The sequence below is a fragment of the Ureibacillus sp. 179-F W5.1 NHS genome (assembly GCF_045369345.1).
Lineage (GTDB): Bacteria > Bacillota > Bacilli > Bacillales_A > Planococcaceae > Ureibacillus > Ureibacillus halotolerans.
In genome coordinates this window covers 17,985-34,768 of sequence record NZ_JBIQFG010000020.1, presented here as the reverse complement: position 1 = coordinate 34,768, position 16,784 = coordinate 17,985, and the positions used below count along the sequence as shown (strand labels likewise).

Below are 16,784 nucleotides of genomic sequence, written 5' to 3'. Positions count from 1 at the left end.
ACGATAAAATCCAAGATTAATGGATTTTATCGATTAACGAATCTAAATATTCCTAAAAATAATTAATTCACCATTTTTTGTGCTTCTAACAATTGAAAAGCACGAACTTTCCTTGGTAAAAATCGTCGGATTTCATCTTCATTATATCCAACTTGTAAACGTTTCTCATCTAAAATGATAGGTCGACGTAATAATCCAGGATATTCTTGAATTAATTCATATAATTGTTGTAATGGTAAACTTTCCACATCAACATTTAATTTTTGGAAAATTTTTGAACGTGTCGAAATAATTTCATCTGTTCCATCTTCAGTCATTCGTAAAATTTCTTTAATTTCACTGATTGTTAATGGCTCAGAAAATATGTTACGCTCTCTATATGGAATCTCATGTTCTTCTAACCATGCCTTTGCTTTTCGACAAGATGTACAACTTGGTGATGTAAATAATGTTACAATCATTATTACACTTCCTTCCTAAGTGGTATCGGTGTGTATATTCTCAAGCTTTTATTAGTTTAGAATTAATTTAATTTAAAAACATGTTTTCATTATACAACAATCTTTTTCATTTGGATATAGCTTACCATTAAAAAAGAATTAACATGTCACATTAATTATGTCATTTTTTTCTCTTTTAAAACGGAATTTCTTAATTTATTGTTAGTTACTCTATTTATTTCCCTTATAGATAAAAAATTAAACTATTTCCATTCATCAATTTCAATATTCTCAATTAGCCGACATTAATCGAGAAGATATCGCAACTTTCTGTTAAATAGTACGTTTTTTTCAAGAAAAGCGTAACTGGAAAACGATTTATTGCGTTCTTCGATACAATCCTACCCAAACTTTTTCATTTTCATTCCAACAATAGAAATAAATTAATATTTGCTTTTAGTTCTAATTTTTTATATAATTTTTAAACAAATTGAAAAAACGATGAAAAAGAGTAGTACTTTTGCCTACCGTGCATAGAGAATCTGTGGTTGGTGTAAACAGAAGACGGAGCAATAGGAATGGACTTTCGAGTTGGCTTTATGAACTTACACTTTTAGTAGTAAAGCCCGTTTACTTCTCGTTACGAAGTCAAAGTGGTCATTAATGACAAACTGGGTGGTACCGCGGATTCAACATCATTCGTCCCATTACGTGAAAACGTATGGACGTATGATGTTTTTTTATGCTTACTTTTAAAAAGATTAAATCTTTAAAGAACATTAGGAGGTTTTTACATGAAAACGATTTTTTCAGGTGTTCAACCAACAGGAGTTATTACATTAGGAAATTACATAGGAGCACTTATGCAGTTTCCAGCCCTTCAAGATGAAGGAAACGCCATTTATTGTATAGTAGACCAGCATGCAATTACCGTTCCACAAGATCCTAAAGAGTTACAATCAAACATTCGTACATTAGCTGCAACTTATTTAGCAGTTGGAATTGATCCAAACAAGGCAACATTATTTATCCAATCGGAAGTACCCGCCCATGCTCAAGCTGGCTGGATGTTACAATGTGTAGCAACGATTGGGGAACTTGAACGTATGACCCAATTTAAAGATAAATCCGATGGAAAAGAATCGGTGAATGCTGGTCTTTTAACTTACCCACCATTAATGGCTGGTGATATTCTTTTATACAATACAAACATCGTACCAGTTGGAGAAGACCAAAAACAACATATCGAGTTAACTCGCGATTTAGCAGAACGCTTTAATAAGCGATTCGGCGATGTCTTTGTCATTCCTGAAATTCAATTACCGAAGGCAGGGGCTCGTATTAAATCCCTTCAAGAACCAACGAAAAAAATGAGCAAATCTGACCCAAATACGAAGGCAACGATTCGTTTACTCGATACGCCAAAACAAATTGAAAAGAAAATTAAATCTGCCGTTACGGATTCAGATGGCTTTGTAGCATTTGATGAAACGAATAAGCCAGGTGTTTCAAATTTATTAACAATTGAATCAGCTGTTACAGGGCTAGATATTGCCACATTAGTAAAAAAATATGATGGCTTAGGCTACGGTGCTTTCAAAGAAGGGGTCGCAACAAGTTTAATTGAACATTTGACGCCTGTCCAAGAACGCTTTAACGAGTTAATTCATTCTGAAGAGTTAGATCGCATTTTAGATGAAGGGGCAGAGAAAGCCAATGCCATTGCATCTAAAACGATTAAGAAAATGGAAAACGCGATGGGATTAGGTCGAAAATCAAAATAAATAAAATAATCAGTGACACGATCGCTATGTATAATTCATGGGTTCCAACAATAAATGACCAAACTGCTGACCATGAATAACCTAGTGTTCGATAATTTAAATAAAGTAGTAAGTTCCCTACTGACATGACACAAATTCCATAGCTAAATAAAAAGAGCATAAATCGAAACATGTCCACCATCCTTTAATAACTAAATATTCATTTTCATAAACAAAAATGCCTTTAGCTTTTCGCTAAAGGCATCTTTTATTTCGACATAATGTCAGAATTAAAATTAATCGACTTTTTTCAACAATAAACTTGCATTATGACCACCAAAGCCAAGGGAATTACTCATTGCATATTCTACAAATTCTCTACGTGCAGTGTTTGGTACATAATCTAAATCACATTCTGGATCAGGATTTTCTAAATTAATTGTAGGCGGTAAAACACCTTCTTTTAACGCTAAAGCAGTAAAGATTGTTTCTACCCCCCCAGCAGCACCTAGTAAATGACCTGTCATCGATTTCGTTGAACTCATTGCCAATTTGTATGCATGATCGCCAAATACTGTTTTTACGGCTTTTGTTTCAAATAAATCGTTATATTGAGTACTTGTTCCGTGGGCATTAATATAACCTACTAATGATGGACTTACTTCACCATCATCTAATGCTTGTTGAATAGCACGGGCAGCTCCTTCACCTTCTGGAGCTGGAGCAGTAATATGATAAGCATCACCTGTTGCACCATATCCTACTATTTCTGCATAAATTTTTGCACCACGTTTTTTAGCAAGTTCATATTCTTCTAATACTAAAATACCAGCACCTTCTGCAATAACAAATCCATCACGATTCGCATCAAATGGACGGGAAGCAGTTTGGGCATCCGGATTTAATGACAATGCAGTACTTGAGCAAAATCCTGCTACTGCCATATTTACGATTGGCGCCTCAGCACCACCAGTAATCATCACATCTGCATCGCCACGTTGGATTACTTTAAAAGCATCCCCGATTGAGTTAGTCCCAGATGCACATGCCGTTACAGAACATGAATTGATACCTTTTGCTCCTAAGTGAATGGACACTTGACCAGAAGCCATGTTTGGAATCATCATCGGTACAAAGAATGGGCTTACCCGACGTACCCCACGTTGTTGGAACGTTTCGAATTGATTTTCAAAAGTTTCCATACCACCTATACCTGAACCGATCCAAACACCTACTCGTGGTGCTAATTCTTCCGTAATCTCAAGCTCAGCATCTTTTACTGCCATGATAGAAGAAGCTAACGCATAATGAGTAAAACGGTCCATTTTTCGTGCTTCTTTTCTATCTATATATTGTTCAATATCAAAATCCTTTACTTCAGCTGCTACTTTAACAGGAAACTTTTCAGCATCCACTCTCGTTAAAGGTCCAACACCTGATTTTCCAGCAATTAAATTTTCCCATGTCTCTTCAATTGTGTTACCAAGCGGTGTAACAGCTCCGACACCTGTAATCACGACTCTTCTTTTCATGGTTTCTCTTTATCCCCCTTAGGTTCTAAACTATTTATTAGGTTACTATAAAAACGCTATGATTTCTATTATTTTCCCCATTTGAGCACTACAGCGCCCCATGTAAGTCCTCCGCCAAATCCAACTAAAACGATAATATCATCATCTTTAATTTTTCCAGCTTCTAACTCATCTACTAACGCAAGTCCGATAGATGCTGAAGAAGTATTTCCATACTTATGAATACGTTTGGATAATTTTTCTTCTGGCAAATTCAATCGTTCTCTAGACGCTTCCATAATTCGAATATTTGCTTGGTGAGGGATTAAAAAGTCTACATCTTCTTTTGATAGACCTGCTTTTTCTAAAACTGAAATCGCTGATTCTCCCATCTGTCTCACAGCAAATTTAAATACTTCACGGCCATTCATAGCAATCGCTTTTTGATCATTTAAAAATAAATGTTTACCGCCAGTTCCATCTGCACCTAACTCGAAAGATAGAATACCTCTACCTTCACTCACTTGCCCAATCACTGCTGCACAAGCACCATCACCGAATAATACTGCCGTGTTTCTGTCTGTCCAATCCGTAATCTTGGATAATTTTTCAGCACCTACTACTAACACATATTGATAACTTCCGCTTTCAACAAATTGTTTTGCTGTAGAAAGTCCGTACATAAACCCTGCACATGCCGCGGAAACATCCATTGCTGCGGCATTGACAGCACCTAGTTTTTCCTGTAATTGACAAGCAACGCTCGGGAATCCACGGTCAGGTGTTACCGTTGCCACTAAAATTAAACCGATTTGATCCGCTGAAATTTCAGCATTTTTTATAGCAGATGCAGCTGCTGCATAGGCTAAATCTGATGTATCTTCGTTTTCACTCGCAATTCTTCTTTCTTGAATTCCAGTTCGAGTACGAATCCATTCATCATTTGTATCTAAAATTTTCTCTAAATCAAAATTTGTCACTACTTTTTCGGGAACATATTTGCCTACTCCAATTATCCCAGCATTCATTTTTTAACCCCCTGTTTTTACGACTAACAATTAGTACTTGGTCTTAATTATAGCTCATAAAGATTTTTTCCTCAACCTTTTAATTCACGAATTGTTCTAAAACTTTATTGTTCTTTTTTACAGACCTATGTTATGATAAATAAGATGAATATAGGTATACTAACTTAAAAAGTTTTTAGAGGTGAAATGAATGCGATATTTAATGACTTTAGTATGGTCTTTCCTTTTAGTTACGATGTTAAACTATGTTGTAAGTTCCATTTTAGCCGTAGAATTCAGCTTAACAACTAGTGCAATCCTTGCAGTTATTTTTACTGTTTTAATCTTTATTATTAGTGCAATCATTCCGAACGAGCCGACTCCTGAAGCGGATCATCACTAATAAAACAAGCACTTCCATATAGAAGTGCTTTTCTTATTTTATAGAGAATTTAATAGAGAACGGGTAACTCCAATGAAGAGTTACCCGCTTTTTTATGTCAGTTGAACTTTTCTATTCTTTCCACACAGTTAGTTGGTCATTTTCCATCGTTACATGTAATGTATCGCCTGGTAGTACTTCCCCTTTTAATAATTCTCTAGCCACAGCTGTTTCAACATGACGCTGGATAAAACGTTTTAGTGGTCTTGCCCCAAATTGGGGATCGCTTCCTTGCTCAACAATCCAATCCACTACGCGTTCATCCACTACTAGATTGATTTCTTGTTCTGCTATTCGTTTACATAATTGTTCAATATATTTCCAAGTAATATCACTAAAATGTTTTGAAGATAGTGCATGGAAAAGAATAATATCATCTATTCGGTTTAATAATTCTGGTTTAAAGTGTAACCGAAGTTCATTCATTACTAAATCTTCTACTGCTTCTTGTTGTTCTAGTTTTGATTCCAGTAAATAATGGGAACCTATATTAGATGTCATAATGACTACTGTATTTGTAAAGTTGACTAGTCGACCTTGACTATCTGTAATTCTACCATCGTCTAATATTTGTAATAATATATTTGCCACATCTGAATGGGCTTTTTCAATTTCATCCAATAGAACTACTGAATATGGGTTTCTACGGACCGCTTCTGTTAATTGGCCACCTTCTTCATATCCAACATATCCAGGAGGTGCTCCAACCAGTCGTGAAACACTATGTTTTTCCATATACTCACTCATATCGATTCGAATAAAATGCTCTTCTGAATCAAATAGTTGAGCTGCTAACGCTTTCGCAAGTTCCGTTTTCCCTACTCCGGTAGGGCCTAAGAAAATAAAGGAACCAATTGGTCTGTTCGGATCTTTAATTCCTGAACGGGCACGCCAAACGGCTTCTGTAACTAGATTAACAGCCGTATCTTGTCCAACTACTCGTTCATGTAACGTATCCTTTAAGCGTAATAACTTATCCCGTTCCCCCTCCACTAACTTTGTTACAGGAATTCCTGTCCATCTAGAAATGATGGATGCAATTTCTTCTGCCGTTACTTCTTCACGTAAAATTCTATTTTCAGAACCAACTTTCAATTGTTCTTCGAGACTCGCTAATTCTTTTTCCAAAGCTGGAATTTTACCATGGCGTAGTTCTGCTGCTTTATTTAAATCATATTTACTTTCCGCCTCTTCTAAATCGCGACGATATTGATCTAATTGTTCCCGTTTCTGTTGGATTTTTTGTAAACTTTCCTTTTCTTCTTCCCATTGTTTCCGCATCTTTTCAGATTTTTCTTTTAATGTGGCCAATTCGCTATTTAATGATTCGAGACGTTTTTTACTTCCTTCATCGTTTTCTTTCGTCAATGCTTGCTCCTCAATTTCCAATTGCATGACACGTCTTGTTACCGAATCTAGTTCTTGAGGCATCGAATCAATTTCCGTACGAATCATAGCACATGCTTCATCAATTAAATCAATTGCTTTATCCGGTAAAAAACGATCCGTAATATAGCGATTTGATAATTGGGCTGCCGCGATTATCGCTCTATCATGAATCCGTACCCCATGATGTAATTCGAAACGTTCTTTTAGTCCACGTAAAATGGAAACCGTATCTTCAATGGAAGGTTCCCGAACCATTACTTGTTGGAATCTACGTTCTAATGCCGGATCCTTTTCTATATACATTCGGTATTCATCTAATGTCGTTGCACCGATACAATGGAGTTCTCCACGGGCTAACATCGGCTTTAACATATTACCAGCATCCATTGCACCATCTGTTTTGCCGGCTCCAACAATCGTATGAATTTCGTCGATAAATATAATAATTTTTCCGTCTGAATTTTTCACTTCCGTTAAAACGCCTTTTAATCGTTCCTCAAATTGTCCACGGTAACTTGCCCCCGCAATTAATGAACTCATATCAAGCTCGTATAAAATACAATCCTTTAAACCTTCTGGCACATCTTTTCTAACAATTCTTTGAGCTAATCCTTCTATTATCGCCGTTTTACCTACACCCGGCTCACCAATTAAGACAGGGTTATTTTTCGTTTTTCTTGATAGGATACGAATGACATTTCTAATCTCTTCATCTCGACCAATAACGGGATCCATTTTCCCACTTTTTACTTCTTCAATTAAATTGCGACCAAATTGTTCTAATGGACTGCGATTGTCTTGTTGTTGAAATTGCATTCAATTAACACCCTTTCAAAAGATGAAATTAATTTGACCTTTTTTGACTATTTCAATTATATGTTGTTTAAGGGAGCAATGCAAAAATTGACACTAAAAAGTTTTAGACATAACGTTTATTCCCATTCAAGTTTCAATAAAAAATTAAAAAGTGCAGTGTAAGTCAACGTGACTTATACTACACTTTTCTTTTTCACTCAGAACTTAACGAGCGATTTTATCGAATACCTAAAGCCATTTTTGCATAACGTGACATATTATCTTTTGACCATGCTGGTTGCCAAACGATGTTGACATCTACGTCTTTTACTTCAGGTAAATCACTTAATGCTGTTTTAATTTGGTCTACAATAACTGGACCTAATGGGCATCCCATAGATGTTAGGGTCATCGTAATTTTGGCTACCCCTTCTTCATTTAAATCAACTTCATATACTAAACCTAAGTTAACGATATCAATACCTAACTCAGGATCAATGACATTTTCTAAAGCACCTAAAATACTTTCTTTCATTTCTTCACTAATTGCCATTTTTCGTTTCTCCTTTCATTTCCTATTGACTTATATCATAGCAAACCAAATTCGTTATGCCAAATGATGTGAAAGAAACTCCGTTACAGCAAGTACACCAGATCGAGGAACTTTATGTCCATAATTAGGTGACTCTACAAATTTTAATCGTTCAGGTGTTTGTTCATAGTATGAACGCAATTGAGTATAAAAATGATATGTATTTTTAAATGGTACAGTCTCATCTTTATGACCATGCCAGAAAATAACTGGTCTTTGATTGAAACGAGTAGGATCCTTTGTTATATCATTTTCTGCTAAAAGCGCTTGTAACTGTTCCTTCTGATGATCATCCATTGGTAACTTAACACCTAATGATTCAAATTGGTCTAATTGATAGTTAGAAAGTTCAACATATCCAGGAGCTCCCATACATATACCAGCCGCATAAACCCAGTCATAAGCATTTAGGCAACCGCAAGTGACAATTCCTCCCATAGATGTTCCAGCGATTCCTACTTTTCCGGAAGTTAAAAGTCCTCTTTTTTGTAGCTCATTATATAATATGTCCACTTCTTTAATGGACTTTAATACAATCTCCCAAAAGTGAACATTCATTTTCATTTCAGAAAGATTTTCAGAACGATCACCATGTAAATGAGCATCCGGTAAGATGACACGAATACCCTTTTTTACGAATTGATAAGCATAGTGTAAGTTATGTTCTTTTGCGCTTCCAAAACCGTGTAAAAAGATTACGACCGGTGATTGTGGCGTCATCGAATTATTATAAACGTGTAATAAAGGAATCCCATTCCACATATCCTCTTGAACAAGCATCTTCTTGTCACTCCTTTAATATATTGAACAATACATCATTTCTTGAGTCGTTTTCTCTTATAGTTTTATTTGTAGTAGAAAAAACTACTCTAAGAACATCATATCACTGTTGGAAATTTTTTTCTGAATGAAAGGAATATAAAATACAAAATTTTGACTAAATATATCCATAAGGGATAAAATCAGTAAGATAGAGAAAGGAGAATTCCTTATGAAACAACATTTAATCGTATTAGATTTAGACGGAACGTTATTAACCGACAAACAACAAATTTCTGAAAAAACAAAAGCAACTTTAATGAAAGCAAAAGAAGCAGGTCATCAAGTGATGATTGCGACTGGACGTCCATTTAGAGCAAGCCAATTGTATTATAATGAGTTAATGTTAAATACACCGATTGTAAACTTTAATGGTGCTCTCATCCATCATCCGAAAAATAATGCATGGAAAACTGTTCACTCACCTATCGATCTGAATGTCGTATATGATGTCGTTGACTCCGTTGATAAGTATCAATATGAAAATTTAATAGCGGAAGTAATGGACGACGTGTTTATTCATGTAGAGGACAAAACGATGATGGATATTTTCAAAATGGGCGATCCTCGCGTCACAATTGGAAATTTAAGAGGAAACTTAAATGAAGACCCAACGAGTTTACTAATCCACGCAGAAGAAGTAAATGTACCAGGTATTCGAGATCATTTAGAAAGCGTCCATGCAGAACTTATTGAACATCGCCGATGGGGGGCACCTTTCCATATAGTTGAAATCGTCCGAAAAGGTTTAAATAAAGCGGTAGGCATATCCCTCGTCGCAAAGGATTTGAATATTCCCCGCGAAAGAATCATTGCCTTCGGTGACGAAGATAACGATCTAGAAATGATCGACTATGCAGGAATCGGTGTTGCAATGTCCAACGGAATAGATGATTTAAAAAATATCGCCAATGAAATTACATTAAGTAATAATGAAGATGGGATTGCCAAAGTCCTAATAGAAAGACTAAAATTGTAAGTATAGATATCGGTGGAAATCCTTTTTATTTCCTCTTTATCCTCAACATGAGAATGACTGAAAAATACCATTCATCATTCAAGGAGGTAGATTTATGAAAATTTTTGCAGATAGTGGCTGTGATTTACCAAAGCAATTTTTCACAGAGGAAGACGTCGAATTATTTGCATTACGAGTTGATTTAAATCATACAGAGTACAATGACATCATAGATATTGATCCTAAAACGGTATATGATGCGATGAGACAGGGAGTTACGCCAAAAACGTCTCAAGTGTCACCTGAAGTATTTTTAAATGAATTTGAAAAACTCGCGAAAAATGATGAAGAAGGGCTTTATATTGCCTTTTCATCCAACTTATCGGGTACATATAGCACCGCGGTCATGATTGCTGCACAGGTACGCGAAAATTATCCAAATTTCAAATTGAAAATTATCGATTCGAAATGTGCTTCTCTAGGCTGTGGCTTACTTGTAAAAGAAGCTGTTAAGTTGCGTAAGGAAGGTTTATCTTTAGATGAAATGACGTCTCGGATTGCCCATTTAGCTGAACATATGACCCACCTTTTCACAGTGGAAAATTTAGATTATTTAGCAGCTGGAGGAAGACTTTCCAAATCCAGCGCCTTTATCGGTGGCCTATTAAGTATAAAACCGATTTTACATGTAGAAGATGGGAAATTGATTCCCCTTGAGAAAATTCGGGGTCGTAAAAAGGCGATTAATCGTATGATCGATTTAATGGTTGAACGAGGTGGCGACTTCTCGAATAAAATCGTCGGAATAAGCCATGGCGATGATTTAGAGTTTGCTCAAGAAATACAAGCATTAATCGAAGAAAAGTTAAAACCAAAAGCATTTGAGATGACAATGGTTGGAGCTGTTATTGGCGCCCATTCTGGACCTGGCACAATTGCTATTTTCTTTACAGATAAAGACTATTCATAACGGAAAAGTTGTTCCTATGGGACAACTTTTTTCTATTTTCCAAATTAAAAGGATGAATCAAAGAGTGGAACTCTTCGATTCATCCTTTCATTTATCATTAGTTAGAAGCAACTGGTTCTTCAGCAGTTAATTCGATTTCATGTAAATGATCTGAGTAATCATTTCCATATTCGATACTGAAGTTTTTCACTCGCTTATTAACTGGAACAATTTCATATCGGAATTGCATTGGAATAGTTGTTGCTACTTCCTCGATATGTTGTTGGAATTTTTTAAATTCCTGTGCACGGTAATTCGTATCGAACGCTTTTGGTGAATCAATATTTTTAACCGCTGATTCTAACTCTTCAGAAGTATAACGACTGTAGTTAAATTGGTCTGCTTTACCGTATAGTCCTGCTGGAGATGGGTTAGTACCTGTTCCCCAAGCACCCATGAACATATCAATTTCCGGATCATCTGCTTCAACTTTATCGTAGAATGAGTTGAACTCAATTAGACGACCAGTCGATAATTGAACATTTAAGCCAACATCTTTCCAATTTTGAAGGTAGAATGCGATAATTTCTTCTTGTGTAGCATCCCCTGACATAGCAGCTAATTTAATTTCTAATTTTTCACCGTTTTTATCTTCACGGAAGCCATCACCATCAACGTCTTTGTAACCAGCTTCATCTAATAATGCTTTCGCTTTTTCTGGATCATAAGTGTATCCTTCTAAAGAGTCATCATAGAATGCTTTAAATACTGGTGGAATTAAAGAATTTGCACGTTCACGAAGGTTATTGTAGAACACTTCTGATACTTGTTCGATATCTAAAGCATACCCCATCGCTTGACGTAATTTCACATCACCCATTTTAGAACCTTCTAAATCTGTTACAACTGTATTGTTTTCAAAGTCGTATTTACCAACTTTAAATCCTAAATAAGAATAGTAAAGTTCTTGACGACCTAAGATTGAAATGTTATCGAAGTTTTCAATTTCTGGCATTTTTGTTGCGTTAAAGCTTTGAACAAGATCATATTCTCCAGAACCGATAGCAACTGAAATAGAACTACTTGGAACTACTTCAACTACAACACCATCTAGTTTTGGTGCACCTTTCCAGTAATGTTCGTTTCGAGAGTATTGTACCGATTCACCTGGTACGATTTTGTCAATTTTGAATGCACCTAACGTTACAGGATTTTTACGAACCGCATCCGATTCTACTAATTCTGCAACTGGAATATCTTTAATTTGATGACTTGGTGCTGCATATGACCATAAACCATCACCTGAATAATAAATAGCTGGAGATAATTGTTTAAAGCTAATTTCTAAAGTATGATCATCGATTTTCTTAAGACCTGAAATCGTATCAGCTTTTCCAGCATTATACTCTTCCGCACCAATAATGTTTTGGAATTGAGTATCATAACGAACTCCAGTATAATCTGGGTGTCCGATAATTAGATACGGTAAAATGACATCATCAATTGTAAATGGTTCACCATCAGACCATTTCACACCTTCACGAATTTTAACAGTTACTTTATTATTATCTTGGTCTACATCTAATGTAGCAAGCCCTGTATCTGTAATCATAAAGTTTTCATCTGTTTCAAAAATGACATTTGTAGCCCAGTCCATAAGATCTGCATCATATGCATCTTCATAAAGTTCCCAGTTGAAAATCCCTTGGAAAGGCTCATCTTTTACCATGGCAACACGAAGCGTTCCACCTTCAATGGCTTCCTCATTATTTTCTACTGCAAGTGTAAATAGCTCATCAGCAGTTTTTGCATCTGTTTCAGTTCCTGTATCTTCTTCTGCACCTTCTGAGTCTTTTGCTGGCTCATCATCTCCGCCATTACAAGCAGCTAAAACTAGTAAGACAGAAAATAATAGCGCCAATAATGACCACTTTGTTTTCTTCATTCCTTTTCCTCCCTTTTCTTTTTGTACCTGTTTATATTTTTATATAGTCAAACATATTTACCTTTTAATTGTAAATATGGCGGTACCAAAATGATTTCTAAAAAGTTTTAATACAACTAATTTTCAGTTATTTTAAAACATAATTTCTTTGCATTAACCTAAACGCTGACGGGCATCGGCTGATCTTCGAAGCGCCTGTCCGACGTAATTAATACCGAGCATCATGATTAAGATGAATAGTGATGCCGGTAACCAAACCCACCAATATTGTTGTAATACGAGCGGGTTGTTTGCATTACTAACGAGTGTTCCGAGGGATGGAGTTGACATTGGTAATCCGAATCCTAAATAAGATAAGCCAGTTTCAATTCCTACATTTCCTGCAAAGTTTAACGTAAGCTCTACGATAATAATCGAGCTTAAATTCGGTAACAACTCTCGTACAATGATGACAAAGTCATTTGTTCCAAGGGTTTTCGATGCTTGTATATAGTCCCGTTTACTTTCAGACAATGCTTTGGAGCGAATAAGCCGCGCCGTTCCTGTCCATAAAAATAAACTCATAATTAATACAAAAGCCATAACACTATACTTCGGAACAACTGTTACAAAAACGATAATTAACATTAAAGATGGAACAGTAATGAAGAAGTCAATAATACGCATGAACATATTATCAATCCATCCGCCAAAGTATCCACAAACTAATCCAACAACTACACCAAATATACCCGTAATAATCGTAATAGAAATTGCTATGAGAAGAGAATTTTTCGCACCGACAATAATTTGACCGATAATATCTTTACCGCCTTCATCGGCTCCTAATAAAAACTTATCGCCAGGTTCTGCAAATTTATCCCTTAAACTTACACGCATTAATTGCTCTTGGTCGATAAAGAAGAAAGCCCATATAAAGACTCCTACTATAACAACGATTAATCCAACTAATGAAAATAAAGCCAATTTATCTTTCATAAATTCTCTAAATACTACTTGAATGCCAGTAGGAGGAGAATTTACATAAGTTTTATTTTTTTTATATTTTTTCTTTGCCATTTTGGATCCTCCTTAACTTTTTAGTGTCACCTATTCAATCCTAATGCGAGGGTCAACAATACTCATAATAATATCGGATAAGAGACTACCTAAAAGGGCTAAGAAGCCAAATAACATAACGAGTGCTGTTATTACACTATAATCTCTAGATGAAATTGAACTTACAAACAATTGTCCCATTCCAGGATAACCAAAGATTGTTTCAATAAAAATTGAACCTCCAAGTAACCCTGTAATAGTAAATCCTAAAAATGCTGCAATAGGTAATAAAGAGTTACGGAAAATATGTTTAGAATACACTTTTCTCATCGGAATACCTTTACTCCGGGCAGTTCGAACGAAGTCCATTGCTTTTGCATCGATAATTTCTGAACGTAAATATTGAATAATCCCCGTCGTACCTAAAATCGCATAAGTAATTGATGGTAATATAATATGATAGAATTTGTCCCAATAATAACTTAACGTACCTGGCTCATGTTCAATATTTACACTGCCGTTCGTCGGGAACCAATGTAATTGGTAACCAAAAATAAATAGAAATACGAGAGATAAAACAAATGTCGGAATGGCATATGTAACAAAGCTATAAAATACAATTGATTTATCTAAAAACGAATTTTGATATCTACCCGCTAATATACCTAAAGGAATGGCAATTAAATAAAGTAGAATCACACTTAATAATGACAGCCAAAACGTATTTAACGCACGCTCACCAATTAAAGCAGCAACGTCCCTTTTATACGTATAACTAAGTCCTAAATCGCCTTGGATTGCGTTGCCAACCCATCGAATATATTGTATATGCCAAGGATCGTTCAACCCTGCTTTTTCTTGTAGTTCCTCAATTCGCGCAGGATCTGTTTGTGGTGTAATCAGTCCTGTAAAAGGATCCCCAGGCATAAACTTCGCCAAAATAAATATAATAACACTCAGAACAAATAACTGTGGAATCATTATTAAAAATCGTCTGACAATCGTTTTCCACATAACTACATGTCCCCCTTCACCTGTGAAGTAGCTGCCACAAAGTGGGTGCTTGATACAGGTACTAAATCAAATACCCGTTCATTTTCATCAAAGTAATTTTTATGTTCTACTTGATAATGTTGTTCGACTTTTATTCTTTCTCGCTTCCGTTGTTCCCTTCCTACCGGAGTCACTTCTGGAATAGCAGAAAGTAATCGTTTTGTATATATATGTTGCGGGTTATTGTATATATCACTTTTTGTCCCCGATTCAACAAAGCGACCTTTATACATAATCGAAATATGATCACACATATGTTTTACAACGCCTAAATCGTGGGAAATAAATAAATAACTAATACCGAACTCATTTTGAATATCTTTCATGAAATTAAGCACTTGGGCTTGGACAGATAAGTCTAATGCAGATACAGGTTCATCTGCAATGATTAATTTTGGATTTGTTGCAATAGCCCGAGCAATTCCTAAACGTTGTTTTTGACCTCCAGAGAATTCATGGGGGTATTTAAACTTTGCATCTTCAGGCATCCCCACTATATCTAATAGTTCACTTATTTTTCTTTCCTCTTCTTGCGGAGATAGCTTTAAAAAATTGCGAATCGGTTCGGCAATAATGTCTTTTACCCGTTTTCGAGGGTTCAAACTAGAATGGGCATCTTGGAAAATCATTTGAACATCACGACTAAAGGCAGATTTTCGACTTCTGCGTTTATTTGTAACATTTTCACCTTCATAAATAATGGATCCGCCTGAAATTTTTTCTAGCCCAATAATTGCCTTACCTGTAGTCGATTTTCCACATCCTGATTCACCAACTAATCCATAGGCTTTTCCTCTTTCAAATTCCATCGTTATTCCATCAACTGCGTGAACTTGATCAATCACCCGGTTAAAAAATCCTCCGCGAATAGGATAGTGGACTTTTAAATCATTTATTTGCATGAAGCTCATATGTCCCGCCCCCTTTATCCGTTTTAAAGTGAAACTCTTTCCAACATGTACAACGTACAAAATGACCAGGTGAAATTTCATGAAGTGCTGGATTTTCCTCGTGAGCTTCTTCCGGAATCCAAGGAATTCGTTGAGAAAATCTACAACCAGTTCGAGGTAAGTTCATTAATGATGGAACAATACCTTCGATGACATTTAAACGTTCTGACTCAGAATTCATCTGAGGAATGGAATTAAATAGCGAACGAGTATAGGGATGTTTCGGATTTGTAAACAACTCATTTACTGGAGCCTCTTCAATAATTTCTCCCGCATACATGACGGCAACTCGATCTGCTACCTCTGCTACAACACCTAAGTCATGGGTAATTAGAATTATTCCCGCCTCAGTTTCAGCTTGTAAATCAATTAATAAATCTAAAATTTGAGCTTGAATTGTCACGTCCAACGCTGTTGTAGGTTCATCCGCAATAATAATTTGCGGTTTACACGAAATAGCAATGGCAATAATAACCCTTTGTCTCATCCCACCCGATAATTGGTGTGGGAATTGTCTAGCTACCCTTTCAGGATTTTTAATTCCAACTTGACTCAATAATTCTAGTACTCTCGCTTGTCTTTGTTCAGCTGTTAAATTAGTATGATAAATTAAGCCCTCTTCAATTTGTTCCCCAATGCGCATTAACGGATTTAATGCTGAAAGAGGATCTTGGAAAATCATACTAATTTGAAGACCTCTAATGTCATTCATCTCTTCCTCAGAAAGAGCAGCCAGATTTTTTTGTTCAAATAAAATTTCTCCTTGAACACGTGTTTTGTTTTGATCATACAGTCCAATAATGGAAGTTGCAAGGGTACTTTTCCCACACCCTGATTCACCAACGATTGCAAGAATTTCGTTTTTCTTTAATGTAAGGGAAACTCCATCTACTGCATCATAAAATGTATCTTTAATTCGAAAACCGGTATGTAAGTCTTTAATTGTTAATAATTCATCTGTTTTCAAATTAACGCTCCTTTCTAGCAATCATGTTCGCTTTTATTAATTTGAAGATTACAAATATTCTTGTTACACAATCTTTTCCGAAAACTATTAATCTTTTAACAATTTATGTATTGTTGCAATAAATTATATATTTGTGTAATAAATGAAGTCAACAAATTTCGAATTT

General features: G+C 35.6%; 15 protein-coding genes and 1 other annotated feature. Of the genes, 4 read left to right on the top strand and 11 right to left on the bottom strand.

Going from position 1 to position 16,784, the window contains the following annotated elements; genetic code table 11:
* Window positions 1-62 precede the first annotated feature (62 nt).
* Window positions 63-458, bottom strand: a complete 396-nt coding sequence (gene spxA, locus ACH0B5_RS10415; RefSeq protein WP_174232646.1) for a transcriptional regulator SpxA — start codon at window positions 456-458, stop codon at window positions 63-65.
* Window positions 459-932: 474 nt separating this feature from the next.
* Window positions 933-1,150 (top strand) — a binding site (T-box leader).
* Between the two features lie 84 nt (window positions 1,151-1,234).
* On the opposite strand from spxA, the gene trpS reads away from it, so the two are divergent.
* The gene (gene trpS / locus ACH0B5_RS10410; RefSeq protein WP_122971010.1) at window positions 1,235-2,224 is read left to right on the top strand and encodes a tryptophan--tRNA ligase; all 990 of its coding nucleotides are present in this window, start codon (window positions 1,235-1,237) and stop codon (window positions 2,222-2,224) included.
* Window positions 2,225-2,499: 275 nt separating this feature from the next.
* Here the strand turns inward: trpS and fabF are convergent, their stop codons facing one another.
* Window positions 2,500-3,735 carry a beta-ketoacyl-ACP synthase II gene (gene fabF, locus ACH0B5_RS10405; protein ID WP_122971012.1) on the bottom strand — a complete coding sequence of 412 codons (1,236 nt, stop codon included), beginning with the start codon at window positions 3,733-3,735 and terminating at the stop codon, window positions 2,500-2,502.
* Window positions 3,736-3,803: 68 nt separating this feature from the next.
* Window positions 3,804-4,742 (bottom strand): beta-ketoacyl-ACP synthase III, encoded by a 939-nt coding sequence (locus ACH0B5_RS10400; protein WP_122971013.1) that lies wholly within the window; start codon window positions 4,740-4,742, stop codon window positions 3,804-3,806.
* A gap of 190 nt (window positions 4,743-4,932) precedes the next feature.
* Here ACH0B5_RS10400 and ACH0B5_RS10395 point away from each other — a divergent pair, with 190 nt between their 5' ends.
* A complete protein-coding gene (locus ACH0B5_RS10395; RefSeq protein ID WP_122971014.1) occupies window positions 4,933-5,124 on the top strand; it encodes a YjzD family protein in 192 nt (63 codons plus the stop codon).
* A gap of 111 nt (window positions 5,125-5,235) precedes the next feature.
* Here ACH0B5_RS10395 and ACH0B5_RS10390 read toward each other — a convergent pair whose 3' ends face one another.
* From ACH0B5_RS10390 to ACH0B5_RS10380, 3 genes are all read right to left on the bottom strand, one after another.
* Window positions 5,236-7,368 (bottom strand): ATP-dependent Clp protease ATP-binding subunit, encoded by a 2,133-nt coding sequence (locus tag ACH0B5_RS10390; protein WP_406927798.1) that lies wholly within the window; start codon window positions 7,366-7,368, stop codon window positions 5,236-5,238.
* Between the two features lie 217 nt (window positions 7,369-7,585).
* Window positions 7,586-7,900, bottom strand: coding sequence for a metal-sulfur cluster assembly factor (locus ACH0B5_RS10385; RefSeq protein WP_122971016.1), 315 nt, complete (start codon window positions 7,898-7,900; stop codon window positions 7,586-7,588).
* Window positions 7,901-7,954: 54 nt separating this feature from the next.
* Window positions 7,955-8,719, bottom strand: a complete 765-nt coding sequence (locus tag ACH0B5_RS10380; RefSeq protein ID WP_406927797.1) for a prolyl oligopeptidase family serine peptidase — start codon at window positions 8,717-8,719, stop codon at window positions 7,955-7,957.
* A gap of 211 nt (window positions 8,720-8,930) precedes the next feature.
* On the opposite strand from ACH0B5_RS10380, the gene ACH0B5_RS10375 reads away from it, so the two are divergent.
* Window positions 8,931-9,737, top strand: coding sequence for a Cof-type HAD-IIB family hydrolase (locus tag ACH0B5_RS10375; RefSeq protein ID WP_122971018.1), 807 nt, complete (start codon window positions 8,931-8,933; stop codon window positions 9,735-9,737).
* Between the two features lie 94 nt (window positions 9,738-9,831).
* Window positions 9,832-10,686, top strand: a complete 855-nt coding sequence (locus tag ACH0B5_RS10370; protein WP_122971019.1) for a DegV family protein — start codon at window positions 9,832-9,834, stop codon at window positions 10,684-10,686.
* 97 nt (window positions 10,687-10,783) lie between these two features.
* Here the strand turns inward: ACH0B5_RS10370 and ACH0B5_RS10365 are convergent, their stop codons facing one another.
* The 5 genes from ACH0B5_RS10365 to ACH0B5_RS10345 all read right to left on the bottom strand — a co-directional run bounded on the left by ACH0B5_RS10365 (window position 10,784) and on the right by ACH0B5_RS10345 (window position 16,618).
* On the bottom strand, window positions 10,784-12,610 hold the full coding sequence (locus tag ACH0B5_RS10365) for an oligopeptide ABC transporter substrate-binding protein (RefSeq protein WP_406927796.1): 1,827 nt from the start codon (window positions 12,608-12,610) through the stop codon (window positions 10,784-10,786).
* A gap of 153 nt (window positions 12,611-12,763) precedes the next feature.
* Window positions 12,764-13,669 (bottom strand): ABC transporter permease, encoded by a 906-nt coding sequence (locus ACH0B5_RS10360; protein ID WP_122971021.1) that lies wholly within the window; start codon window positions 13,667-13,669, stop codon window positions 12,764-12,766.
* Window positions 13,670-13,699: 30 nt separating this feature from the next.
* The gene (opp4B, locus tag ACH0B5_RS10355; protein WP_406927795.1) at window positions 13,700-14,662 is read right to left on the bottom strand and encodes an oligopeptide ABC transporter permease; all 963 of its coding nucleotides are present in this window, start codon (window positions 14,660-14,662) and stop codon (window positions 13,700-13,702) included.
* A 2-nt stretch (window positions 14,663-14,664) separates the two neighbouring features.
* Window positions 14,665-15,612: an ATP-binding cassette domain-containing protein gene (locus ACH0B5_RS10350; protein WP_122971023.1), complete on the bottom strand. Its 948-nt coding sequence runs from the start codon at window positions 15,610-15,612 to the stop codon at window positions 14,665-14,667.
* Window positions 15,590-16,618: an ABC transporter ATP-binding protein gene (locus tag ACH0B5_RS10345; RefSeq protein ID WP_122971024.1), complete on the bottom strand. Its 1,029-nt coding sequence runs from the start codon at window positions 16,616-16,618 to the stop codon at window positions 15,590-15,592. The genes ACH0B5_RS10350 and ACH0B5_RS10345 overlap by 23 nt, the downstream gene beginning before the upstream one ends.
* Between the last annotated feature and the right edge of the window lie 166 nt (window positions 16,619-16,784).